Origin of the sequence: Streptomyces sp. NPDC018833 (genome assembly GCF_044390825.1) — a bacterium.
GTDB lineage: Bacteria > Actinomycetota > Actinomycetes > Streptomycetales > Streptomycetaceae > Streptomyces.
On sequence record NZ_JBIRZM010000011.1, the window covers coordinates 15,093 to 37,574 of the forward strand.

At 70.3% G+C, this 22,482-nt stretch carries 23 protein-coding genes; 21 read left to right on the forward strand and 2 right to left on the reverse strand.

All coding sequences use genetic code 11. From position 1 onward, the window contains the following. Positions 1 to 7: 7 nt before the first annotated feature. The 15 genes from ACH5AF_RS21740 to ACH5AF_RS21810 all read left to right on the forward strand — a co-directional run bounded on the left by ACH5AF_RS21740 (position 8) and on the right by ACH5AF_RS21810 (position 13,651). Positions 8 to 1,273 (forward strand): CpaE family protein, encoded by a 1,266-nt coding sequence (locus ACH5AF_RS21740; protein WP_398903314.1) that lies wholly within the window; start codon positions 8 to 10, stop codon positions 1,271 to 1,273. A gap of 180 nt (positions 1,274 to 1,453) precedes the next feature. Further along, the gene (locus ACH5AF_RS21745; protein WP_398903316.1) at positions 1,454 to 1,792 is read left to right on the forward strand and encodes a TadE family protein; all 339 of its coding nucleotides are present in this window, start codon (positions 1,454 to 1,456) and stop codon (positions 1,790 to 1,792) included. Positions 1,793 to 1,797: 5 nt separating this feature from the next. After that, positions 1,798 to 2,169, forward strand: coding sequence for a TadE/TadG family type IV pilus assembly protein (locus tag ACH5AF_RS21750; protein ID WP_398903318.1), 372 nt, complete (start codon positions 1,798 to 1,800; stop codon positions 2,167 to 2,169). Positions 2,170 to 2,331: 162 nt separating this feature from the next. Beyond that, the gene (locus ACH5AF_RS21755) at positions 2,332 to 3,669 is read left to right on the forward strand and encodes a CpaF family protein (RefSeq protein ID WP_398903320.1); all 1,338 of its coding nucleotides are present in this window, start codon (positions 2,332 to 2,334) and stop codon (positions 3,667 to 3,669) included. Positions 3,670 to 3,678: 9 nt separating this feature from the next. Next, positions 3,679 to 4,620: a type II secretion system F family protein gene (locus tag ACH5AF_RS21760; protein WP_398903322.1), complete on the forward strand. Its 942-nt coding sequence runs from the start codon at positions 3,679 to 3,681 to the stop codon at positions 4,618 to 4,620. Between the two features lie 16 nt (positions 4,621 to 4,636). Then, positions 4,637 to 5,524, forward strand: a complete 888-nt coding sequence (locus ACH5AF_RS21765; protein ID WP_398903324.1) for a DUF5936 domain-containing protein — start codon at positions 4,637 to 4,639, stop codon at positions 5,522 to 5,524. 27 nt (positions 5,525 to 5,551) lie between these two features. Next, complete coding sequence (locus tag ACH5AF_RS21770) at positions 5,552 to 6,892, forward strand: sensor histidine kinase (protein WP_398903326.1); 1,341 nt, start codon at positions 5,552 to 5,554, stop codon at positions 6,890 to 6,892. A gap of 53 nt (positions 6,893 to 6,945) precedes the next feature. After that, on the forward strand, positions 6,946 to 7,989 hold the full coding sequence (locus ACH5AF_RS21775; protein ID WP_398903327.1) for a response regulator: 1,044 nt from the start codon (positions 6,946 to 6,948) through the stop codon (positions 7,987 to 7,989). Between the two features lie 209 nt (positions 7,990 to 8,198). After that, positions 8,199 to 8,438 carry a hypothetical protein gene (locus ACH5AF_RS21780; protein ID WP_215178435.1) on the forward strand — a complete coding sequence of 80 codons (240 nt, stop codon included), beginning with the start codon at positions 8,199 to 8,201 and terminating at the stop codon, positions 8,436 to 8,438. A gap of 5 nt (positions 8,439 to 8,443) precedes the next feature. After that, positions 8,444 to 9,031, forward strand: a complete 588-nt coding sequence (locus ACH5AF_RS21785; RefSeq protein WP_398903328.1) for a pilus assembly protein TadG-related protein — start codon at positions 8,444 to 8,446, stop codon at positions 9,029 to 9,031. A gap of 30 nt (positions 9,032 to 9,061) precedes the next feature. After that, on the forward strand, positions 9,062 to 9,646 hold the full coding sequence (locus ACH5AF_RS21790) for a hypothetical protein (RefSeq protein ID WP_398903329.1): 585 nt from the start codon (positions 9,062 to 9,064) through the stop codon (positions 9,644 to 9,646). An 8-nt stretch (positions 9,647 to 9,654) separates the two neighbouring features. Beyond that, a complete protein-coding gene (locus tag ACH5AF_RS21795) occupies positions 9,655 to 10,308 on the forward strand; it encodes an OmpA family protein (RefSeq protein WP_398903331.1) in 654 nt (217 codons plus the stop codon). Positions 10,309 to 10,498: 190 nt separating this feature from the next. Further along, entirely contained in the window at positions 10,499 to 12,121 is a 1,623-nt protein-coding gene (locus ACH5AF_RS21800; RefSeq protein WP_398903333.1) for a Hint domain-containing protein, read from the forward strand. 4 nt (positions 12,122 to 12,125) lie between these two features. Further along, entirely contained in the window at positions 12,126 to 12,695 is a 570-nt protein-coding gene (locus ACH5AF_RS21805) for a hypothetical protein (protein WP_398903335.1), read from the forward strand. Positions 12,696 to 12,859: 164 nt separating this feature from the next. After that, the gene (locus ACH5AF_RS21810; RefSeq protein ID WP_398903337.1) at positions 12,860 to 13,651 is read left to right on the forward strand and encodes a hypothetical protein; all 792 of its coding nucleotides are present in this window, start codon (positions 12,860 to 12,862) and stop codon (positions 13,649 to 13,651) included. Positions 13,652 to 13,668: 17 nt separating this feature from the next. Here ACH5AF_RS21810 and ACH5AF_RS21815 read toward each other — a convergent pair whose 3' ends face one another. Continuing rightward, on the reverse strand, positions 13,669 to 14,034 hold the full coding sequence (locus tag ACH5AF_RS21815) for a DUF192 domain-containing protein (protein ID WP_398903340.1): 366 nt from the start codon (positions 14,032 to 14,034) through the stop codon (positions 13,669 to 13,671). Between the two features lie 119 nt (positions 14,035 to 14,153). Here ACH5AF_RS21815 and ACH5AF_RS21820 point away from each other — a divergent pair, with 119 nt between their 5' ends. Further along, complete coding sequence (locus tag ACH5AF_RS21820; protein ID WP_398903342.1) at positions 14,154 to 14,951, forward strand: prepilin peptidase; 798 nt, start codon at positions 14,154 to 14,156, stop codon at positions 14,949 to 14,951. 511 nt (positions 14,952 to 15,462) lie between these two features. Here ACH5AF_RS21820 and mgrA read toward each other — a convergent pair. Continuing rightward, the gene (mgrA, locus tag ACH5AF_RS21825) at positions 15,463 to 16,500 is read right to left on the reverse strand and encodes an L-glyceraldehyde 3-phosphate reductase (protein ID WP_398903344.1); all 1,038 of its coding nucleotides are present in this window, start codon (positions 16,498 to 16,500) and stop codon (positions 15,463 to 15,465) included. A gap of 106 nt (positions 16,501 to 16,606) precedes the next feature. Between mgrA and ACH5AF_RS21830 the strand changes: the two genes are divergently transcribed. The 5 genes from ACH5AF_RS21830 to ACH5AF_RS21850 all read left to right on the forward strand — a co-directional run bounded on the left by ACH5AF_RS21830 (position 16,607) and on the right by ACH5AF_RS21850 (position 22,437). Further along, entirely contained in the window at positions 16,607 to 17,368 is a 762-nt protein-coding gene (locus ACH5AF_RS21830; protein ID WP_398903668.1) for an isoprenyl transferase, read from the forward strand. 331 nt (positions 17,369 to 17,699) lie between these two features. Beyond that, a complete protein-coding gene (locus tag ACH5AF_RS21835; RefSeq protein WP_398903346.1) occupies positions 17,700 to 19,022 on the forward strand; it encodes a PhoH family protein in 1,323 nt (440 codons plus the stop codon). A gap of 420 nt (positions 19,023 to 19,442) precedes the next feature. Then, the gene (locus ACH5AF_RS21840; protein WP_398903348.1) at positions 19,443 to 20,135 is read left to right on the forward strand and encodes a transglycosylase SLT domain-containing protein; all 693 of its coding nucleotides are present in this window, start codon (positions 19,443 to 19,445) and stop codon (positions 20,133 to 20,135) included. A 152-nt stretch (positions 20,136 to 20,287) separates the two neighbouring features. Further along, positions 20,288 to 21,670: an AI-2E family transporter gene (locus ACH5AF_RS21845; RefSeq protein ID WP_398903350.1), complete on the forward strand. Its 1,383-nt coding sequence runs from the start codon at positions 20,288 to 20,290 to the stop codon at positions 21,668 to 21,670. Continuing rightward, positions 21,667 to 22,437: a hypothetical protein gene (locus ACH5AF_RS21850; RefSeq protein ID WP_398903352.1), complete on the forward strand. Its 771-nt coding sequence runs from the start codon at positions 21,667 to 21,669 to the stop codon at positions 22,435 to 22,437. The genes ACH5AF_RS21845 and ACH5AF_RS21850 overlap by 4 nt, the downstream gene beginning before the upstream one ends. Positions 22,438 to 22,482: the final 45 nt, after the last annotated feature.

The following is a 22,482-nucleotide window of genomic DNA, read 5'->3' on the forward strand; positions in this document are numbered from 1 at the left end:
GGGCCGGATGACGACACGCATCCTCCCGGCCGTCGGTGACGCCGATGCCGCCCGATCCATCACCACCCTGCTCAGCCAGCTGCCCGAGGCGGAGCCGGCCGCGCCGGTGGCCGACTCGACCTCCCTGCTCGACACACTCGCGCGCCTGGCCGGCGAGTCCCTGGAGGAGCTGCCCGAGGTCGTGCTGGTGCACGAACGGATCGGCCCGGTGCCGGCGCTCGAACTGATCCGGGAGGTGGCCCTGCGCTTTCCCGCGGTCGGAGTCGTCCTGGTCAGCGCCGACGCGAGTCCCGGCCTGTACTCGGCAGCCATGGACTCCGGCGCGCGCGGGCTCGTCGCGCTGCCGCTGTCGTACGAGGAGTTGACCCAGCGCGTGCAGGCCGCGGCCTCCTGGTCGCTGGGTGTGCGCCGCCATCTCGGTCACAGCGGTGACGTGTTCACCGGGCCGGGCGGCATCGTGCTGACCGTGTCCGGGGCCAAAGGTGGCGTCGGCACCACCCTCACCGCGGTCCAGCTCGCGCTCGCCGCTCGCGCGTCCGGGATGACCACCGCGCTGGCGGACATGGACCTCCAGGCCGGCGACGTGGCCTCTTACCTGGATGTGCAGTTCCGGCGCTCGATCGTCGATCTCGCCGGCATCCAGGACATATCGCCGCGCGTGCTCCAGGACGCCGTCTTCAGCCACGACACCGGGATCGGCCTGTTGCTCGCACCCGGTGACGGAGAACGCGGCGAAGAGGTCAACGACAGGGCGGTGCGCCAGATCGTCAGCGCACTGCGCAACCGCTACGAGGTCGTCGTCATCGACTGCGGGACCCAGATGAACAGCGCCAACGCGGCCGCCGTCGAGATGGGCGACACGACCGTGCTGGTGACGACCCCGGACGTGGTGGCGGTACGGGCGGCCAAGCGCATGGTCCGGCTCTGGGACCGGCTGCAGATCCGCAAGGCGGAGGAGACGGTGATGCTGGTCAACCGCTTCAACCGCAACACCGAGATCCAGCCCGCGCTGATCGAGCGGATCACCGGGACCCGTGTCGCGCGTTCCCTCGTCCCCGCGAACTTCAAGGAGCTGCAGTCCGCCGTCGACGCGGGCCGGATGCAGGACCTGGAGGCCAAGTCGACGGTGAAACAGGCCCTGTGGGGCTTCGCGGGCGAACTGGGAATCGTGAAAGCGCCCGAAGGGAATGACAAGGCCGGTAGGTTCCGGGGCGACCGGGGCTCCATCGGCGTGCGCCGCCGGCGAGGCGGCGCTCTCAAGGGGGAGAGTTGAGCGATGCGCGTGCTGAGCGCACCACCGATCACGGGACGGGCCGGTACCGCGCCGGGCCGTGACCCGCACCGGTTACGGGGCCGGGCTTCCGGCGGGGCCCGCGATGTCGGCCGGGACCGGGTTGTCGGCCGGGACCGGGATGCGGGCGGGGACCGGGATGCTGGCCGGGACCGGGGGCAGGTGGCCGTCGAGTTCCTCGGCATGCTGCCGCTCATCGCGGTCGTCTGCGTCCTGCTGTGGCAGTCCGCCCTCCTCGGCTACACCTACATTCGCGCGGGCAATGCGGCGGACGAGGGCGCCCGGCAGGGGGCGGCCGACGCCGCCGATCCGGGTGGGCGGTGCCGGGCCGCGGCCGAGGACGACCTCGGCGCATGGCGGCCTGCGCGGGTCGACTGCGGCCCGGCCTCCGGCGGAATGTACGAGGCGGATGTGACGCTCAAGGTGCCCGTCCTGTTCCCCGGCTTCATCGACTTCCCCTTCGACGTCGAGGGCCATGCCAGTGCGGTGGCGGAGGGGTGAGCGCCGTGACCACCGACAACAGGCGCGACCGGGGGCAGGTCGCCCTGGAGTTCGCCGGGTTCCTGCCCCTGATGCTGATCCTTGCCCTCGCCGCCGTACAGCTCGGCGTCGCCGCCTACGCCACGGCGCAGGCGGGCACCGCCGCGCGGGCCGCGGCCCGCGCGGAGAGCGACGACAACTGGCAGACGAACGGCGGCCACGCGGGCCGCAGCGCCGTCAGCGACTGGCTCAGCGACGGTCCAGGGGACTTCCACTACAGCGCACGACCGGGAGGAGGCGAGGTGACCGTGACCGTGAGGATCCTGATTCCCTCCGTCGTTCCCGGCATCGGCGACTGGGGACACGCCGAGCGCAGCTCCACCATGCCCAAGGACTGAACCCACGACGCCCAAGGACTGAACCCACGACGCCCAAGGACTGAACCCACGACGCCCAAGGACTGAACCCACGACGCCCGAGGGCTGAGCACACCCGCCCGAGGGCTGAGCACACCCGCCCGAGGGCTGAGCCCACCGCCGCGGTACGCCAAGGAGTCGCACATGAGCCTGCGGGCACGCATCACCGCCCCCGAGGACCGAGGGGGAGGACGGGACGACGGCCATCTGGTGGCCACGTACCGGACCAAGCTGCTCGAGGAGATCGACCTCGCGGAGATGTCGGCGCTCGCCGCGGCCGACCGCCGGGCGCGGCTGGAGCGTGTGCTCGGGCACATCATCAGCCGCGAGGGACCGGTCCTGTCGGCGTCGGAGCGTTCGCAGCTGATCCGCCGGGTCGTGGACGAGGCGCTCGGCCTCGGCGTACTGGAACCGCTGCTGGAGGACGCGTCCATCACCGAGATCATGGTGAACGGGCCGGACCAGATCTTCGTCGAGCGCGGTGGCCGCGTCGAACTGCTGCCGCTGCGCTTCGCCTCCAACGAACAGCTGATGCAGACCATCGAGCGCATCGTGTCCACGGTCAACCGCAGGGTCGACGAGTCCAACCCGATGGTGGACGCCCGGCTGCCCTCCGGCGAGCGTGTCAACGTCATCATCCCGCCGCTGGCCCTGTCCGGCGCCACGCTCACCATCCGGCGCTTCCCCCGCGCCTTCACGCTCTCGGAGATGATCGGCTTCGGCTCGCTCGACGAGCACATGCTGTATCTGCTCTCCGCCCTCGTCCAGGCCAGGCTGAACATCATCGTCTCCGGCGCGACGGGCACCGGGAAGACGACCCTGCTCAACGCGCTGTCCGGGCTCATCCCGGAGGGCGAGCGCGTCATCACCATCGAGGACTCCGCGGAGCTCCAGCTCCAGCAGCAGCACGTGATCCGCCTGGAGTCCCGTCCCGCGAACGTCGAGGGGAAGGGCCGGATCACCATTCGCGACCTGGTGCGCAACTCGCTGCGCATGCGCCCCGACCGCATCGTCGTCGGCGAGGTCCGCGGCGGCGAGACCCTCGACATGCTCCAGGCGATGTCGACGGGCCACGACGGGTCGCTCGCCACCGTCCACGCAAACAGCGCCGAGGACGCGCTGATGCGCCTGCAGACCCTGGCCTCCATGTCCGAGGTGAAGATCCCCTTCGAGGCGCTGCGCGACCAGATCAACAGCGCCGTCGACTGCGTCGTCCAGCTCACCCGGCACGCCGACGGCGCGCGGAAGATCCGTGAGATCGCCGTCCTCGACTCCCGGGGCCAGGAGCCGTACCGGCTCGCCTCCGTGGCCCGTTTCGACGCCCGGCCGATGGGTGCGGACGGACGCGTCCACGGAGAGTACGAACACTTCCCGCTCCCGCGGCGTCTCGCCGACCGGCTCTTCATGGCCGGTCAGCCAGTTCCGCAGGCCTTCGGCGTCGCCGCGCACGAGGACCAGCTCGCCGTCCGAGAGGCCAAGTAGGTAGCCCGCATGACGAATACCGCAATGCTGACGATCGGCGGCACGCTGCTGTTCGGCGTGCTCGGGGTGATGGGCGTCCACGCGTGGTCCTCGGGCCGCTCGCAGCACCAGGCGCTGCTCGACCGGCTCGCCCACACCGGCCCTGTGGAGGAGCTCGCGGGCCGCCGCCGGCGCTTTCGCGCCGTCGACCGCAGGCTGCGGGGGACCGGGCTCGGCAAGAAGATCGAGCTGCGTCTCGCCGCGACCGGCCTCGACCTCACGCCCGGCGAGTTCTTCGTCTCCATGGTGGTGTGCGTCGCCGGACTCTGGATCGTCGCGCAGACGCTCTTCGCCTCCTTCTTCGGGCCCATCGCGGGACTGCTCGGCATCTGGGGCGCGTTCGCCTTCCTCAACTGGCAGCGCAACAAGCGCATCGAGAAGTTCATCAACCAGCTGCCCGAGCTCTCCCGCATCCTCGCCAACGCCACCCAGGCCGGCCTCGCCCTGCGCACCGCCCTGTCCATGGCCGCGGAGGAACTGGAGGCGCCGGCCGGCGAGGAGCTCGGCCGGGTCGCCGACAAGCTGGCCGTCGGCCACTCCATCGACGACGCCCTCGGCGAGCTCGCCGACCGCCTGCCCTCCCGCGAGCTGGTCGTCCTCGTCACCACCCTGGTCCTCTCGAACCGGGCCGGCGGTACCGTGGTCGGCTCCCTGCGCAACCTCACCGAGACGCTGGAGGAGCGCAAGGAGACCCGGCGCGAGGTCCGCACCCAGCTCTCGCAGGTGAACATGACCGCCTACGCCGTCCCCGCCATGGGCCTGGGCGCGCTGCTGCTGCTGGACCGCGTGATGCCGGGCGCCATCGACCGCATGACCAACTCGTTCATCGGCCAGGCCGCCGTCGTCGTCGCCCTCGTGCTCTACGGGCTCGGCGTGTTCGTCATCCGCCGCCTGTCCAAGATCGACGTCTGAGGAGGAGCGCACCGCCATGACCGGACTCGGCCTCGCCCTCGCCGTAGCCCTCTGTGTCGCCGGAGCCTTCCACGGCATCCGCATGTACCGCGCCGACGCCAAGCTCCCCGGCGACCTCGCCGTCGCCCTGGAGGTCGGCGCCACCCGCACCACCGCGGTCGGCTCCGCCGTCGACCGCCTCGGCATGCGCTACGCCCCCGCGGTGCTGCGGATGATGGGGCCCGCGCGGGTCAACAAGGTCCGCCGCAGGATCGACCTCGCCGGAAACCCCGGCGGTCTCACCATCGACCGGTACGCGGCACGCCGCGCCGTCTACGGATTCCTCGGCTTCTTCGGGGCCTTCGCCATGATCCTGCGTGGCCAGCCCTTCCTCGCCCTGCTCATGGTCGCCTTCGGGCTGTTCTGGGTGGAGGTCGGCATCTTCGCCGCCGTCCGGCAGCGCAAGGAGCAGATCGAACGCACCCTGCCCGACTTCCTCGACGTCCTCGCCGTCGTCGTCAGCGCCGGCCTCGGCTTCCGCGAGGCCCTGGAACGGGTCGCCGACAAGTACGAGGGCCCCTGGGCCGACGAACTGCGCATCACCCTGCGCCAGATGGACATGGGCGTCGGCCGCCGCAAGGCCTTCGAGGAGCTCCGCCGGCGCAACGAGTCCGAACAGGTCGCCCAGTTCGTCACCGCCCTCCAGCAGGGCGAGGAACTGGGTGCGCCGATCACCGAGACGCTCATCCAGATCGCCAACGACATGCGCCGCACCGACGCCCAGAACGCCCGCCGCCGGGCGTCCAAGGCGGTTCCGAAGGCCACCCTGACCATCACGTCGATCATGGTCCCGGCGACCATGATCCTCCTCGTCGCGGCCTTCGTCTTCGGCGCCGACGCCGACTTCAGCTCGGTCGGAGGCTGACACCATGCCGGCGGAGGGGGGAGCGCAGTGGCCCTGCACATCGGGAGGATAACGGGCGGCCTGGGACCGATCTCCCTGGCCCGCGCCGCGGCCGACCCGGACCAGATGCCCACCCTGGCCATCCAGGTCAACGCCCTCCAGGCGCTGTGCCGCCAGGTCTTCGGCTTCCGGCTGGCGATGATCGGCCTCTCCGCACCGCTCGCGCTCGGCGCGGCCAACGCCGGCCTGCCCACCTACCTCGTCGCATCCGGCGTGCTGGTCACCTTCATGTTCTCGTACGGACTCTTCCGCGACTGGGAGCGCTGGGGCCCGCTACTGCTCAAGCACCCGGCGCTGCTCGCTGTGGACGCGCTCTTCGGCGCCCTCCTGCTCATCACCGCCGGACCCGACAGCACTCTCGGCTACGTCACGATCTGCACGCCGCTGCTCGCCGGCCTCGCCTACGGGTGGCGCGGGGCGGCCTTCTTCGCCTGCCTCCAGGCCCTGATCCTTTTCGCCGTGTACGGCGCCGACTCCGACGCCGTCGCCACCGCGAGCAATTCGCTGCTGCTGCCCGGCTTCTGCGTCATCGCCGGTGCCGTAGGCGTCACGCTGCGGAACCTGTTGCTGCGCTTCGGCACCGCCAGCCAGGCACTCACCGAGGCCCGCGCACGGCTCGCCGTCAACGAGGCCGTCGGCGGCGAACGTGCCCGACTGGCCCGCGAGATGCACGACTCCGTCGCCAAGACCCTGCACGGCTTGGCCCTCGCCGCCGACGGCCTCGCCGCGACGGCCGACCGCATGGACCCCCTCATCGTCAAGCACCAGGCCGAACTGGTCGCACGCTCCGCCCGCCGCGCGGCCGCCGAATCCCGTGAACTGCTCAGTGACCTGCGTCGCAGCGACGACCTCAGCTCGGACGGGGTCGACGTCACCGAAGAGCTGCACGCCAGGGTCGACGACTTCGCCCGGCGCACCGGCATCGCCGCTCAGTTCCGCAGGCTCGGCGGCCCGCCCGTACCGCCCGTGCCCCGCGCCGTCGCCCGCCAGATGCTCACCATCGCCACCGAGGCGCTGGAGAACAGCGGCCGCCACGCCCGTGCCACCCAGGTGAGGACGGAGACGGGGATCGTCGACGGCATGCTGCGCGTCAGCGTCCTCGACAACGGCAGCGGACTGCCGCCCGGCACCACCCTCCAGTCACTGCGCAAGACAGGCCACTTCGGCCTGGTCGGCATGGTCGAGCGTGCCGCGGGCATCGGCGCCCGCATCCGCATCGGACGCGGCAGGACGGCCGCGGGGACCGAGGTCCGCCTCGACCTGCCGCTGGCCGCGATCCTGCCCGACGACCCGGGCCGGCAGCCCGCCACGGACCGGGCCGCCCCCTGACATCCCACGCATCTGTCCCCACGACGCACCAACTCCTGAGAGGAGGCCGCACGATGCCGGACGAGAGCTCACGCACGTCGGGTCAGCAGTTCATCGCCCCCCACGCCTCACAGCACACGTCGTCCCACGCCACTCCGCTCCACTCGGACCCACCTGCCGCGCACGGTCCTGTCCCCCAGTCGGCCCCGCCCTTCCCCCCACCGTCCGCCTCACCCCTGCGGGTGGTCGTCGCCGACGACAACCCGGTCGTCAGAGCCGGACTGACGGTCCTGCTCGGCGGACGCGACGACATCCTCGTCGTCGCCGAGGCCGCCGACGGCCGCCAGGCGATGGAAGCGGCCCATGCGCACCGGCCGGACGTGATCCTGCTGGACGTCCGCATGCCGGGCGTCGACGGCATCTCGGCCCTGCCGTATCTGGTGCGGGCCGCGCCGGTGATGATGCTGACGTACAGCCGTGAGAACGAGATCGTGCAGGAGTCCCTGCGGCTGGGCGCGGGCGGTTACCTGGTGCACGGAGAGTTCACGGCGGACCAGCTGGTCGCCGCCGTACGGGACGTGAAGGAGGGCCGCGCACACTTCACGGCGACAGCGGCGAACGCGCTCCTGGCGGAGTTCCGGGGCGGTCATACGACGAACGCCGGCCGACCGCTTCCGGACGGCCTCGGCGCGGCGTACCAGACGCTCCCGCCCACCGGGGGCCATCCGGCCGCCGGGCCGCAGACGCCCGCTCCGATTGTCTCGACTTCATGGAATCCGGGCGAAGATGCTTCGCATCTGCAATCGAATGTGGGACAGTCGTCCGTGCGGCACGGGGGTGACGCGGGCCTTCCTGCCGGTGCGCCCCAACCTGCCCGTGACAAGGACGCGTTCGGCCTGAGTGCGAGGGAGGTGGAGGTGATGGACCTGATCGCGTCGGGCATGAGCAATCAGCAGATCGCCGCCACCTGCTTCATCAGCGAGAAGACGGTCAAGAACCACATCAATCGCATCTTCGCGAAGCTTCACAGTGTCAGCAGGAGCGAGGCCATCGCCGTGTGGATCGGCACGGCACGCACCGACCGCGGTTCCGGGAGGGGGACGACGGGTCGTGGCTGATCGGGGGAACGCACGCCTGGGCCGCAGGGCCCACCAAGGGAATTGGGCCCCGGATTGGGCCCTGGGACCCTCTGCGGGGACCGTACGTCCGCCGTACGTTTCCGGCGTCGACAGCGGGACCGGCGAGTACGAAGCCGGTAACGCCGAAGACAGCCTGGAGACTTACGAGTCGGCCGGCCATCGGTCGGCCGAACCCGAAGGGGGACGACATGTCGAACGACACTCTGCTGAAGGCCGCGGTCGACACGCAGGTTCGCGTCAACGGCTGGAAGAACACCGTCATCAGCCGGATGACCGACCGCGAGCGCTCCAAGGGCCAGACCGCGCTGGAGTACCTGGGCATCATCATGGTGGTCGTCGTGATCATCGGCGCGATCGTGGGTACGGGCATCGGTGGCAAGATCACCACCAAGATCAACGAGCAGATCGACAAGATCAAGGCCGGCTGAGCCGCTTGCTGCATCGCAGTACGAAGGACCAAGGGCAGGCATTCCCCATCTTTGTGGTGATGGTGGGGAGCCTGCTCTTCCTCGCGTTCGCCTTCTTTGCCGTGGGTCAGGCGTCGGCCACCCGGAACAGCGCACAGGGCGCGGCGGACGCCGCGGCGCTCGCCGCCGCGCAGGACGCCCGCGCCAAGCTCACAGACGCCTGGCTCGACTCCCTCAAGGACCCGACCAAGTGGCAGGACATCTTCGACGGCAAGGTGGAGATCACTCCGTCGTGCGGGGCTGCCGCTCAGTTCGCCGAGAGGAACGGCGCCGTGCTTGACGGGGAGCGGTGCTACCGGACGTTCGAGCCGTGGCCGACGTTCACCGCAAGCGTCAGGACGCAGAAGCCCGTCGGTGACTCGGTCATCCCGGGCACGGAGGGCAAGTTCGGCACAGCCGACGCCAAGGCGGCGGTCAAGCCCCTCTGCGAGCCTCCCGACGACGCCGAGATCCTCCCCAGGCTCACCTGCAAGACCAAGAGCTGGGACCTTGAGGACGACCCGACGGACCTGCCTGAAGCGAAGGACCTCTTCGACGTCCATTTGGTCGATTGACAGCGAACGACGAGAAAAGGAACTCCACTCATGAGCATTCGGCGCATCCTGAAGGCCCGCAGGGGGGCGGCAGCGGTGGTGATCACCGCCACCCTGGCCCTCACAATGGCCGGCTGCGGCGGGGATTCGGACAAGAAGCCGGAGAAGGAGAAGACCGCGTCGGCGAAGCCCGGCTCGGAGAACAAAGACTCCGGAAAGGTCGTCCCGGAAACCGGTACGACGCTTGCCACCGTGAAGGGCCCCAAGGACATCGATCTCGTCATCAACTCCGTCAAGCGTGAATCAGGCGGCTTCGTCACGGTCAACGCCCAGATGAAGAACAACGGGGCCGAGGCCTTCTACGACATGTCGCCGTGGCGCGGCACGGAGCAGGAAGTTCTCGCCGGAGGCATCTCGGTGGCCGGTGCGACCCTCGTCGACAAGGCGGGCAAGAAGCGCTACTACATTCTCCGCGACACCGACGGCCGCTGCCTTTGCACCTCGGGACTCGACAAGATCGATCCGGGGAAGTCGATTCCAGTGTTCTTCCAGTTCCCGGCACCTCCGGAGTCGACCACCGAGATCGATTTCCAGCTGCCGACGTTCCCGACCGTCTCGGTCGAGATCTCCGGGTGAGTGACGCCATGTCCCGAAGCCGCATGCATCTGCCCTCCGCCCGGTTCGCGGTCACGGCCTTCACCGCCGCTGCCGTCCTGGTCGGCTCCCACTTCCTGTCCGCGGTCGAGGCGCGGGCCGAGGACAAGCCGAGCGTGCCGCCCGGCACGGAGGCGTCCGCCTCGCCCCCCGTCGAGGTCGACGCCGACGACCCCGGTCTCAAGATGGTCGACGGCGCCACCCTCGCCCCCGCCAAGGTGCTGGACATCAAGTCCGTCGTCGAGTCCGAGGGCGGTGAGGAACGCCGGGAGGACACCAACTCCGACGTGAAGTACGCCCTCCAGGCCGAAGTCCTCTTCGGCAAGGACAGCGCCAAGCTCAGCCCCGCGGCGAACGGCCGCATCCAGGCCATCGCCGACGAGATCAAGAAGGAGAACGCGAAGCAGGTCCGCATCTTCGGGTTCACCGACAATCTCGGCTCCTCCGCCCACGGGGACGTCCTGTCGAAGCAGCGCGCGGACGCCGTGCACTCGGTCCTGGCCAAGGCGCTCAGCGACGCGGGGATCACGTACGAAGTCCGGGGCTACGGCGAGCAGTTCCCGATCGCCGACAACTCGAACGAAGAGGGCCGGAAGAAGAACCGGCGGGTGGAGGTCTCCTACCCGCGCAGCGGCGGCTCGTAGGGCTGAGGCGCGGGATCGTCGTACCGGTGGCCGGGCCGCGTGGCTGGACGCGGCCCGGCCTTCGTGTGCCGTGCGCAGAGGTGTCAGCGAAACGCGCCGGCCCATCAGCCCTGCCGCACACGCTCGTTGAGCCCTGCGATGGGCCCGTGGGCCCATGACGGGCGCTCCCGCCGTCCGTAGCTTGACCGACATGTCTGTACTGGGGGATGTGCGCCGACACGGTCGCCGGTGGGTGCGGGGAATCACTCCGCGTACCGATGCGAGGCTGCTCGGCCTGCGCAGGCGCCGTCGGCATGATCGTGGCCAGACGCCGCTGGAGTACGTCGGTCTGGGCCTGGTCGTCGTGGCGATCATCGGCTCGCTGGTGGCCACCGGGATCGGTGCGGAGCTGACGCAGAAGATCAGTGCGCAGGTCTGCCGGATCTCGGGCGGCGGTGACTGCGGCGACGGGGGGCGGCAGAACGAGGCCCGGGACGGCAAGCCCGCGGACGACGGCCCGGCCGACCGGCCGGCCGGTGACCCCGGTACGCCCAAGTCCCCGGAGCAGATCGCCTACGAGAAGGCCCTGAAGGACCTCCAGGACGCCCAGGCCGCCGAGAAGGCCGACCAGGACAAGGCGATCCAGGCCGCCAAGGAGCTGGCGAAGATCCTCGCCGAGGAGCTCGGGATCACCGATGCCCTCGACTGCGTCACCAAGGGTGACATGGGGGCCTGCACCGAGACCCTCGTCAATGTCCTGCTGAGCCTCGTCGGCGGCGCGGTCGGCAAACTCGCCGCCAAGTACGGAGCGCCGTGGAAGTGGAAGAAGGCGTACGAACTCGTCCAGAAGCTCAAGAAACACGGCGGCGACCTCTATGACGGCCTGACCGGTCTCATCAAGAACCGCAAGCGCGTCAGGGACGCCGAGAAGGCACTCGACGACGCCAGGAAGAAGTACGACCCGAACCAGAAGAAACCCGACAAGGACAAGCCCGACGACAAACCGACCACCTGCCCCGTCCGGCACAGCTTCCTGCCCGGCACGCCCGTACTGCTCGCCGACGGACGGCGGGTGCCGATCGAGACCGTGCGGGTCGGGATGCGCGTGGCGGCTGCCGATCCCGGTTCGGGGGAGAGCGGTGGGCGGCCGGTCACCCGGACGTTCACGACGTACGACGACAAGGAGTTCACCCGCCTGACCGTGCGGACGGCGTCCGGTACGGCCGTGGTGACGGCCACCGACACGCACCCGTTCTGGCTCACCGGGGAGCGCCGCTGGGAGGAGGCCGGTGACATCCGGCCCGGCGCCCGGCTCCGTACGGAGGCCGGCGGCGGCCTCACCGTGGTCGCGGCCCGGCATTATGTGCAGCGGCGGACGACGTACGACCTCGCGGTGGCCGGCGTGCACACCTACTTCGTCGGTGTCGGCTCCGCGAACGCCCTGGTGCACAACAACGACTGCGACATGTCGGCCGATGAGATCGAGGCTGCCAGGAAGCCGGACGTCGGCGAGGGGGACCCGAAGAAGTTCAAGGACCACTTCCTGCGCCACAAGAAGCTCGTCGAGGACGCCCTGGGCACCAAGTACAAGAAGCTCAAGGAGGACGGCCCGCGCTTCCGGGAGGACATCGCGAACGCGATCAAGGATGGCACGTTCGAACTCGTCGGCAAGGGCACGTTGAAGAAGGGCGAGCCGGAGGGGCTGATCTATCGTGGCAAGGGCGTGACGATCGTCCTGAGGGAGAACGGTGACTTCTGGACCGCCCTCACGTCGGGCGAGGGTCTGGACACCAGTATCGAGATCACCAAGAAGGTGCCGAAGAAGAAGGGCTGACCTCATGAGCACCAGGGCGCGCGAGGTCGCCGGGATGGTCGCCGGACGCCGTCTGCGCGACGTTCTCGTCCCGGGGTGGATCGACCGGGACGACGACGTGCCCGAGTTCCGGCCGCAGCCGCTGGTGGTCTGGCTGCGGCTCGACGAAGGCCTGGTGCGGTTCGCGTCGGAGGGCCAGTACGACCACCTGACCGCCCGGCAGGTCACGGCCGCCGACTGGGCCGACGTCGAGCTGCTGGCCGAGGCGGAGGACGAGGTCGTGCTGGCCTCCTGCGGCGAGCAGCTGTTCGGCGACGGGCGCGACGAGTGGAGCTGCACGGCGGTGCGTGCGTATGTGTCGGGTGTCAGAGCCGGCACCGCCACGTCGGCCGGGGCTCCGGCTCCGGTGATGAGGAGCCTCGCGCTGGACTTCACCGGCGGCCACAGCCTGTTCCTCGACCCGGCGTGGACCTTCGGGATCCGCCTGGGCAACAAGGCGGACGAGGCCGACTGGGTGGCCAAGCACGGCAATGCCACCGTCCTGGAGGCGCTGCGCCCGGCGGCGCAGGTGCACCAGCAGACGCCTCACCCGTGAGGTTCGCCTGCCTCACCGTCCACCAACCGTGGTCGCAGGCCGGGGTCGCCGGCTGGGGGAGAGGGCCGGGTTCCCCGTGGCCGGATTGGGCCCCCGGGCCCATGCGCCGTGAGGACCGGCGTTGTTAGCGTGCGACGCACATCGGCGAGGGGGTTCGGAACGGGATGAACACGGGGACCCGCAGGACAGCACGGCGCATCGCGACCGCCGCGGCTGCCGTCGCGCTCACTCTCACAGGCGCCACCGCCTGCGAGGACGACGACAAGCGCACGCCGGACGACAAGCGTGCCGCCACGTCCGCGACCCCGGCCGACGCCCCCACCATGGACGCGCCCACGGCATCCGCCGAACCGGGACCGGCCGAAAGGCCGAGCAGCGGCCGGGCCCTCACCGAGGCCGAGCTGACCAGGGCCGCGCTGGTGACCGGCGATGTGCCGGGGTACGAGGTCACGCCCCTGCAAGGCGGCGACGAGCCCGGCACGGAGAAGGCCGACAAGCCGGCGTGCGCCCCACTGGCCGCCGTGATCAACGGCGCACCCGAACCCGCTGCCGCCGCCACCGTGTACCGCACGGCGGTCGACTCCACGGAGGAGGGCGAGGAGACGCAGACCGTGGTCACCCTGATCCTCACCTCGCACAGCGACGGCGGCGCTCAGCAGCTCCTCACCTCGCTGCGCACCGCGGTGGACGCCTGTGCCGGGGGCTTCACCACCCACAGCGCGGACTCGGTCTCCACCTACTCCGACGTTCACACGCTGCCCGCACCGCAGGCCGGGGACGAGTCCGTCGCCTACCGGGTGACGGGTGCGGTGGCGGGCGCCAAGGTGCCGCTCGTGTTCCACGTCGTACGCCGGGCTGCGAGCGTCGTCACCTTCTACACGGCCAACTTCGTCGACGCGAAGAGCCCCGACGTGCCGGCCGAGCTGATCCGCGAGCAGACGGCGAAGCTGCCCTGACACCGGACAGGCCGGACCTACAGCACCGCGCGCGGCGCGATCCCCAGCCGTACGCCCGGCCGCAGCCCCCACCGGGCCATCGCCCCCGCCTCCGCCTCCAGTACGTGCCGGGAACGGAAACGGATCGTCCCCAGCCGCCCGGGCCTCATCGTGACCACGTCCAGCACCCTCAACTCCCTGTCCAGGTACGCCACATCGATGGCGAAACGCATCCGGAAGGTGTGCACGCTGCTGCCCGGGGTGAGCATGATCGCGCCGTCGATGCCGTCCCGGCCGAGCAGGCCCCGGGTACGCGCCCGGTACGAGGCGGCGATCTCCACAGGCACCGGGGCGTCCCGCCCGGGGACCGCCAACTCGGCTGTACCGTCCTGCCATCTGCCCATGGCCCCGACCGTAGCGCCGCGCGCCGCCCGGCGGGATCCGCGCGCCAATGGGCCCCGGCCCGACGACGGTGGGCCCCTGGGCCCATGACCACAGGTCGGGTCGGGCCTAAGGTCGGCACGTGGACGTGACGCTGATCGCCGTAGCCACCGTGTGGGGGGCCGTAGCCGGAGTGCTGGTGCCACGGGCTGCGTACCGGCTTTCCGTCGAGCCGGAGGACCACTGGCGCACCGACTGCCCGGCCGGGCATCCGATCGGCGGCCCACTGCGCGGCTGGGTGGGGGCGGCCCGCTGCGCGAGCTGCGCCGCCGGGGTCCCGGCGGTGGTGGGCGCGCCGGCGGCCGCGCCGGACACCGGGGGCCGTCCGCCGGTCCCGTACCGCCCGTCCGTCCTCGTGCCCGTGGTCACGGCCCTGGTCTGCCTGGCACTCGCGGCCTCGACGGGACCGCGGCCCGAACTGGCGGTCTGGCTGCTGTTCACCCCGGCCGCGGTCCTGCTCGCGCTCGTGGACCGCAACGTCCACCGGCTTCCCGACCAGCTCACCCTGCCCCTCGCGGCGGCATCCGCCGCCCTGCTCGGCCTGGCCGAACCGCTGCCGCGAGAAGCGGGCTCCTGGCCGACCGCCCTGCTCGGCGGACTCGCGCTCGGCGCGGTCTACTTCCTGCTGTTCCTGATCAACCCCGACGGCATGGGCTTCGGCGACGTGAAACTCGCGCTCGCGTTGGGGGTGGTGCTCGGCTGGTACGGCTGGGTGGTGCTCTTCATGGGAGCCTTCGCCGGATTCCTGCTCGGCTCGCTGTACGGCCTGACCCTGATGCTCCTGCGCCGCGCGGGCCGCAAAACGGCGATCCCCTTCGGCCCGTTCATGATCGGCGGCGCACTCCTCGGGGTGCTGCTGGGGGCGCTGGGCGCGTCGTGAGCTCCCGTCGGCCGCCAGTCTGTCGCCACATCGACAGCACCACGGGGCACATCCTTGGCCGACCCCGTCCCGGACGGGGAAGGCGAACCCGCTCCGAGACCCTGCGGGGCCAGGCGCCGGCCGATCGCCTGCTGCCATGTCACGTCGCTCACAGGCCGACGGGGTAACGCCGGATCGCTTGACGCTGCGTCATGTGTTCGTCAATGCAGCGCCCGCACTCCCGGGTCACCCGTCGGAGTAGCGGACCGGGCCCAGGCCGGGCCGCTGACCCCGGGGTTCGGCCTTCCGCGCGTTCGGCGCCGCGCCGTACGGCGGATCCGGCGCGCGGCTGCGGCATGGCGTGGCACTCAGCACCACTTACAAAGGGTTATGGTGGAAACCCCCCCTCGGGCCGGTCCGTATCCCCCCCCCACGGACCGGCCCGTTTTTCATGCCCCGGCGCCGGGCCACCGCCCGGCACCCGGTGGCTCACGGCACCGGCTGCGTCGCGGGGATCGCGCCGGTCACCGCCCTAGCTCCGTGCCGCCCAGATGTTCGTCCCCGCCGTGTCCACGGCGAAAGTGTTGATGTCCTCCAGCTCCGCGTCGGTCAGTGGCGGCCCCGCCAGCGCCGCCACGTTCTCCTCCAGCTGCGGCACGCTGGACGCGCCGATCAGTGCCGACGTCATCCGGGGATCGCGCAGCACCCAGGTGAGCGCCAGCTGGGCGAGCGACTGGCCGCGCCGGGACGCGATGTCGTTCAGACCGTTCAGCCGGCGCGGCACCTCGCCCGACAGCAGGCCTGGGTCGAGCGACTTGCCCTGCGAGGCGCGCGAGCCCGCCGGGATGCCCTTCAGGTACTTGCCGGTGAGCAGTCCCTGCGCCAGCGGCGCGAAGGAGATGCAGCCCATGCCGGCGGTCTCCAGCGTGTCGAGCAGGTCGTCGTCCTCGATCCAGCGGTTGATCATCGAGTACGACGGCTGGTGGATGAGGGCCGGGACGCCCATCTCGCTGAGCAGCTGGGCCGCCTCCGCGGTCTGCTCGGCGGTGTAGGAGGACACGCCCACGTACAGGGCCTTGCCCTGCTGCACCGCCGAGGCCAGCGCACCCATCGTCTCCTCGAGAGGGGTGTCCTTGTCGAAGCGGTGCGAGTAGAAGATGTCGACGTGGTCGAGGCCCATCCGCTTCAGGGACGCGTCCAGCGAGGACAGCAGGTACTTGCGGGAGCCCCACTCTCCGTACGGCCCGGGGTGCATCAGATACCCCGCCTTGGTTGAAATGACCAATTCGTCCCGATAGGGGGCGAAGTCCTGGGCGAAGATCTTGCCGAAGTTCAGTTCCGCGGAACCGGGCGGCGGACCGTAGTTGTTCGCCAGGTCGAAGTGCGTCACGCCCAGGTCGAAGGCACGGCGCAGGATCGCCCGCTGCGTGCCGAGCGAGCGGTCGTCGCCGAAGTTGTGCCACAGCCCGAGCGAGATCGCGGGCAGCTTGAGCCCCGAACGGCCGCTGCGCCGGTATTCCATGGATGCATAACGGTCGTGGGCGGCACGGTAGAAAATTGAATCAGTCACGTCTCCCTCCTTATCACGTACTTGTGACAGACCGGGTTGGGTCACTGTGGGCCGTCCGCAGTAGTGTGGCGCCTTCGGGGACTGCCGCATGGAGGGTGTAAGAACAGTGAACCTGCGCGACCTGGTGTACGGGCTCTACGCACGCCGGGTGGAAGGCCGCCTCGACCATGCCCAGGTGCCCAAGCACATCGGCGTGATCCTCGACGGCAACCGCCGCTGGGCGAAGGCGTCCGGCGGCACAGCCGCCCAGGGACACCAGGCGGGAGCCGACAAGATCTCCGAACTTCTCGGCTGGTGCGCCGAGACCGACGTCGAGGTCGTCACCCTCTGGCTGCTGTCGACGGACAACTTCGACCGTCCCGAGGCGGAGCTCACCCCGCTCCTGCGCATCATCGAGAACACCGTGCGCAACCTGGCCGCCGACGGCCGCTGGCGCGTGCACCACGTCGGCACGCTCGACCTGCTGCCGGCCCATACGCAGTCCGTACTGAAGGAGGCCGAGCAGGCGACGCTCGGCAACGTCGGAATACTGGTGAACGTCGCGGTCGGCTACGGCGGCCGACAGGAGATCGCCGACGCGGTCCGTTCGCTGCTGCTGGAGCACGCGGAGAAGGGGACGAGCTTCGAGGAGCTCGCCGAGATCGTGGACGTCGAGCACATCTCGGAGCACCTGTACACGCGCGGGCAGCCGGACCCGGACCTGGTGATCCGTACGAGTGGGGAGCAGCGGCTCTCCGGCTTCATGCTCTGGCAGAGCGCACACTCGGAGTACTACTTCTGCGAGGTCTTCTGGCCGGCGTTCCGCAAGGTGGACTTCCTGCGGGCGCTGCGGGACTACGCCGCGCGTCACCGCCGTTACGGCACCTGAACCCCCGGGGCCCAGGGCCCCTCTGGCCTCCCGTCACCCCCTGTTCACCGGTGCGACGTCATATGCCAACGCATGGCCGCACGTGTACGAGGGAATACCCCTTTCAGGTCGACGTCCGATCCACGAACGTCGTATCTCAGTGAGCGGCCGACACCGCTCACCCGGGAGGCCCTTTGCACACGAAGGACTGCACCTCTGGTGCGGACCACGCGGAGGGCCGGCGCTCGGCCCGTGCAGCAGGCCGGCCCGGCCCGTCGTCCGCTTCGGCGGATGACGCAATGGTCCGCGACGCCGTCGCACCCCGACCTCGTCCGAGGGGGTACGTCCTTCCGTGGTGAACAGCACAAAGCGCCGCATGCCCGACCGGCGCACCTACGTTCTCGACACCAGCGTCCTGCTGGCCGACCCGCATGCCATGAGCCGCTTCGACGAGCACGAGGTCGTGCTGCCGATCGTGGTGATCACGGAACTGGAGGCCAAGAGGCACCATCCGGAGCTCGGTTACTTCGCCCGGCAGGCCCTGCGTCTCCTGGACGACTTCCGCATCCGGTTCGGCCGTCTCGACGCACCCCTGCCGATCGGCGATCTGGGCGGTTCGCTGCGGGTGGAGCTCAACCACCAGGATCCCGGCGTGCTTCCGGCCGGCTTCCGGCTGGGGGACAACGACTCCCGCATCCTCGCGGTGGCGCGCAATCTCCAGGCCGAGGGATACGACGTCACGGTCGTCTCCAAGGACCTGCCGCTGCGCATCAAGGCGTCCTCCGTCGGTCTGCTCGCCGAGGAGTACCGCGCGGAGCTGGCCATCACCGACACCGGCTGGACCGGTATGACCGAACTGTCCCTGTCCGCCGATCAGGTGGACCTGCTGTACGGGCAGGAGACGCTGTACGTCCCCGAAGCGGCCGAGCTGCCCGTGCACACCGGCCTCGTGCTGCAGTCCGAGCGCGGCAAGGCCCTCGGTCGCATCACCGCCGAGGGCAGCGTGCGGCTGGTGCGCGGGGACCGGGAGGCGTTCGGCATCCACGGCCGCAGCGCCGAGCAGCGCATCGCGCTCGATCTCCTGCTCGACCAAGAGGTCGGCATCGTCTCTCTGGGCGGGCGTGCGGGCACCGGCAAATCGGCGCTCGCGCTGTGTGCCGGCCTGGAGGCCGTGCTGGAGCGCAGGCAGCACCAGAAGGTGATGGTCTTCCGGCCGCTGTACGCGGTGGGCGGCCAGGAGCTCGGCTATCTGCCGGGCACCGAGGCGGAGAAGATGAGCCCCTGGGCGCAGGCGGTGTTCGACACCCTCTCCGCGGTGGCGGGACGCGAGGTGATCGAGGAGGTGCTCGGCCGCGGCATGCTGGAGGTGCTGCCGCTCACCCACATCCGGGGGCGCTCCCTGCACGACGCGTTCGTCATCGTCGACGAGGCCCAGTCGCTGGAGCGGAACGTCCTGCTGACTGTTCTGTCCCGTGTCGGGGCGAATTCCCGGGTCGTCCTCACTCATGACGTGGCACAGCGGGACAATCTTCGCGTCGGCCGGTACGACGGAGTCGTCGCCGTCGTCGAGAAACTGAAGGGCCATCCGCTCTTCGCGCATGTCACCCTCAACCGCTCCGAGCGTTCACAGATCGCGGCGCTCGTGACCGAAATGCTGGAGGACGGGCACATTTAACCGGATCCGCCTCAAGGGGCTTGTCCGGCAAAAGGGAAAAGTCAGTTGACGCCGCCCGGTGAAGCGCAGAAGCTTAGCCGGGCGGCGTCGCGCTGTCCGCGATTCCTTCAAAGCCCCTGGTGTAAACGGGGTGTGAGCTTTCACACGCAACGAAGAATTGCCTTGCGGTGTCGGCTTCCGGCAGAGTCTTGCTTCCGTCAGGCCCCGCATGCGGCACACCCGCACCGTCAGTGGTGCACAGCAACACACAACTCAAGACCTGCCGCCGCATGCCGCCCGCGAGTTCCACGTGGCAGCCGCTCTCAGGCAGTTGCCCGCCGGGCCCGCGCCTCCCGTGACCCAATCAGTGCGGAGGCCAGCGCCAGGGGCACGATTGCGCTCGCGAGGTCACCTATGCGGGCGATGCTGGAAGGAAACCGTGTGAGCCGGATCTCGGTCCGGGGATTCGCAGTCGCCTCGGCAACTGCGGTCACCACCGTCGGCGCCGTCGTCGGCGTCGCGTCGGGCAACACCCAGCCTTCGGGGGACACTCTCGAGGCGACGGCGGCCGACACGACGCTTCTCGCGGACATTCCCATGGGCGAGCAGGCCCAGGTGCAGGTCTCGTCCCTCGCGCAGCAGGCCGAAGCTCAGGCCGCTGCCGCGGACGCGGCCGCGAAGAAGTCCGCCGAGGAATCGGCACGCATCCAGGCCGCCAAGACCGCCGAGGCGAAGAAGGCCGCTGCGGACGAGCAGGCGGAGCGCGAGCGTGAGGAGGCGGAGGCACGTGCCAACCGTGACGCGGTCCGCTCGGCTTCCAGCTTCTCCGCCAAGGCCTCCTACACGGTCGCCGAGGTCCAGGCGATGGCACGCCAGATGGTCCCCGCTGACCAGTTCCAGTGCTTCAGCAACATCGTGGACCACGAGTCGACCTGGAACTACCGGGCCACCAACCCGTCTTCGGGCGCGTACGGCCTCGTCCAGGCGCTGCCGGGCTCCAAGATGGCCTCGGCAGGCGACGACTGGCAGACGAACCCGGCCACCCAGATAAAGTGGGGCCTGAACTACATGGACAGCCGCTACGGCAGCCCTTGTGGCGCATGGTCCTTCTGGCAGGCGAACCACTGGTACTAGAGTCGCCCGGCGCTCAACCTTTCCGGAGCCCCTCACCGTCCTACGGTGGGGGGCTCCGTGCGTGTACGGTCGGGGTCCCATTACTCCCGGGTGAGGGCACCGCCCGCGCCCTTGGGGCGCAGGGGAGAATGGTGGGGACAAAAGGGAGCATCATGTCGAAAGTGCCAGGGTGGTTCGGCCGTGTGGGGGCCGAGCTGACCCGGATAGGAGAGCGCCTGGAAGAGCGGCGCAAGGAGGCCGCGGCGGAGGACGAGCCGCCCGCCGTCGTGCCGCCGCCCGGCAGTGTCCCTCCACCGCCCGCCTACGCGCCCGCCGTCGCGGCCCGCCGCGACCCGGTCGCCGCGATCCCGTGGGGCATCCGTGTCGCGGCCGAAGCCGGCTGGCGGTTGCTCGTCCTCGCGGGCACGCTGTGGGTGCTGATGCGCGTCATCAGCGCCGTACAGCTCGTGGTGCTCGCCTTCGCCGCCGCGCTGCTCGTCACCGCCATGCTCCAGCCCACCGTCGCACGGCTGCGGAAGCTGGGTCTGCCGCGCGGTCTCGCCACCGCCGGCACGGCGATCCTCGGCTTCGTCGTCATGGGCCTTGTCGGCTGGTTCGTGGTCTGGCAGGTCATGGACAACCTCGACAATCTGTCGGACCGCGTCAGGGACGGCATCGAGGAGCTCAAGCGCTGGCTGCTGGACAGCCCCTTCCATGTCACCGAGTCCCAGATCAACGACATCGCGCAGAACCTCAGCGACACCATCAGCACCAACACCGAGGAGATCACCTCCGCCGGTCTGCAGGGTGTGACCGTGATGGTGGAGGTGCTGACCGGGATACTGCTCGCGATGTTCTCCACGCTCTTCCTGCTCTACGACGGGAAGCGCATCTGGGAGTGGACGCTCAAACTCGTGCCGTCCGAGGCACGCGCGGGTGTCGCCGGCGCCGGGCCCCGCGCGTGGCGCACGCTCACCGCCTATGTGCGCGGCACCGTCGTGGTGGCCCTGATCGACGCCATCTTCATCGGCCTCGGCCTCTGGTTCCTCGAAGTCCCCTTGGCCGTGCCGCTCGCCGTGTTCATCTTCCTCTTCGCCTTCATCCCGCTCGTCGGCGCGGTCGTCTCGGGCGCCCTCGCGGTCGTCGTCGGGCTCGTGACCCAGGGCGTGTTCACGGCGCTGATCGTGCTGATCGTGGTCCTCGCCGTACAGCAGATCGAGGGGCATGTGCTACAGCCCTTCATCCTCGGCCGCGCGGTGCGCGTCCACCCGCTCGCGGTCGTCCTGTCCGTCGCCGCCGGCGGCATGACCGCCGGCATCGGCGGCGCGGTCGTCGCCGTGCCCCTGGTGGCGGTCACCAACACGGTCGTCGGCTATCTGCGGGCGTACGGCAAGGAGCAGACCCTGCGCACGGCCCCGCCGCCGCACGGCTCCACGGCCCTGGGCGCAGCCCCCTCGGCCGGGCCGGCGCCCGAGTACCCGCCCGCGGAGCCCGGATCCGCGCCGAAGTCCGAGCAGCGCTCGGAGCAGCCTTCCGACACCGAGGAGCAGGAGTGATCTCCGAGCCGGAGCTGGTGGGGGAGGAGCCGCCTTTCGGCGCTCCCGAGACGGCGGGCCGGGGGACCATGCGCGCAGAGGTCCCCTCGGACGCGGGTGCCGGGGATCCGGCCTCGCCGAAGCGGCGGCATCGCGCATGGCCATGGGCGATCGGCGGCGCCCTGGTCGCGTCCGCGCTCTGGGCGGGCGGGCTCTACGCGTACGCGCAGCAGGAAGTCGACCTCGGCGGCTACCGGGCGAGCGAGGATCTGTGCGACGACGCGGAGTTGAAGGGCCTCGCGAAGGGGTTCGGCAAGCCGGAAGGGTCCGGCGACGCATGGCGCCGCGACCACGGATCCGTGCACCGCGCCACCTGTTACGTGTCGCTGAAGCCGGTCGACTACGAGCCCGAGACGGACGAGGAGGGGAACGAGGTGTGGTCCCTTCCCGGTGCCGAGATCACCTACACGCTGCACAAGAAGACCGACCCGGGACCCGAGTTCGAGGGAATGGTGAGGGCACGGCCGACCGAGATGTTCGCCCCCGAGGTGGTGATCACGAGCATCGAGGGCGTCGGGGAGCAGGCGTTCGTCATCGTGGAGGAGGACCTGAGCCGCATCACGGTGGAGGCGCTGGACGGCCAGGCGGTGGTCGGCATCACCGCGTCCGTCGAGTGGGACGAGGACGGCGACGGGCCGGCGACGGACCTGAAGGAACTCGAACCGCTGCTCGTGGAGGACGTCACGGCGCTCCTGGCCGCGCTGCGAACGGCCCCCGAGACGAACTGAGAAGGGCCCGCCGAGAGGAAGTGGCGAGGGGCCCCGCCGACCGGA

What these genes read in the sequence shown, in the direction of transcription:
- ACH5AF_RS21740 (WP_398903314.1), top strand. Translation starts at nt 8, where the DNA reads ATGACGACACGCATCCTCCCGGCCGTCGGTGACGCCGATGCCGCCCGA.
- ACH5AF_RS21755 (WP_398903320.1), top strand. Translation starts at nt 2,332, where the DNA reads ATGAGCCTGCGGGCACGCATCACCGCCCCCGAGGACCGAGGGGGAGGA.
- ACH5AF_RS21760 (WP_398903322.1), top strand. Translation starts at nt 3,679, where the DNA reads ATGACGAATACCGCAATGCTGACGATCGGCGGCACGCTGCTGTTCGGC.
- ACH5AF_RS21765 (WP_398903324.1), top strand. Translation starts at nt 4,637, where the DNA reads ATGACCGGACTCGGCCTCGCCCTCGCCGTAGCCCTCTGTGTCGCCGGA.
- ACH5AF_RS21775 (WP_398903327.1), top strand. Translation starts at nt 6,946, where the DNA reads ATGCCGGACGAGAGCTCACGCACGTCGGGTCAGCAGTTCATCGCCCCC.
- ACH5AF_RS21780 (WP_215178435.1), top strand. Translation starts at nt 8,199, where the DNA reads ATGTCGAACGACACTCTGCTGAAGGCCGCGGTCGACACGCAGGTTCGC.
- ACH5AF_RS21790 (WP_398903329.1), top strand. Translation starts at nt 9,062, where the DNA reads ATGAGCATTCGGCGCATCCTGAAGGCCCGCAGGGGGGCGGCAGCGGTG.
- ACH5AF_RS21795 (WP_398903331.1), top strand. Translation starts at nt 9,655, where the DNA reads ATGTCCCGAAGCCGCATGCATCTGCCCTCCGCCCGGTTCGCGGTCACG.
- ACH5AF_RS21800 (WP_398903333.1), top strand. Translation starts at nt 10,499, where the DNA reads ATGTCTGTACTGGGGGATGTGCGCCGACACGGTCGCCGGTGGGTGCGG.
- ACH5AF_RS21805 (WP_398903335.1), top strand. Translation starts at nt 12,126, where the DNA reads ATGAGCACCAGGGCGCGCGAGGTCGCCGGGATGGTCGCCGGACGCCGT.
- ACH5AF_RS21810 (WP_398903337.1), top strand. Translation starts at nt 12,860, where the DNA reads ATGAACACGGGGACCCGCAGGACAGCACGGCGCATCGCGACCGCCGCG.
- ACH5AF_RS21815 (WP_398903340.1), bottom strand. Translation starts at nt 14,034, where the DNA reads ATGGGCAGATGGCAGGACGGTACAGCCGAGTTGGCGGTCCCCGGGCGG.
- ACH5AF_RS21845 (WP_398903350.1), top strand. Translation starts at nt 20,288, where the DNA reads ATGTCGAAAGTGCCAGGGTGGTTCGGCCGTGTGGGGGCCGAGCTGACC.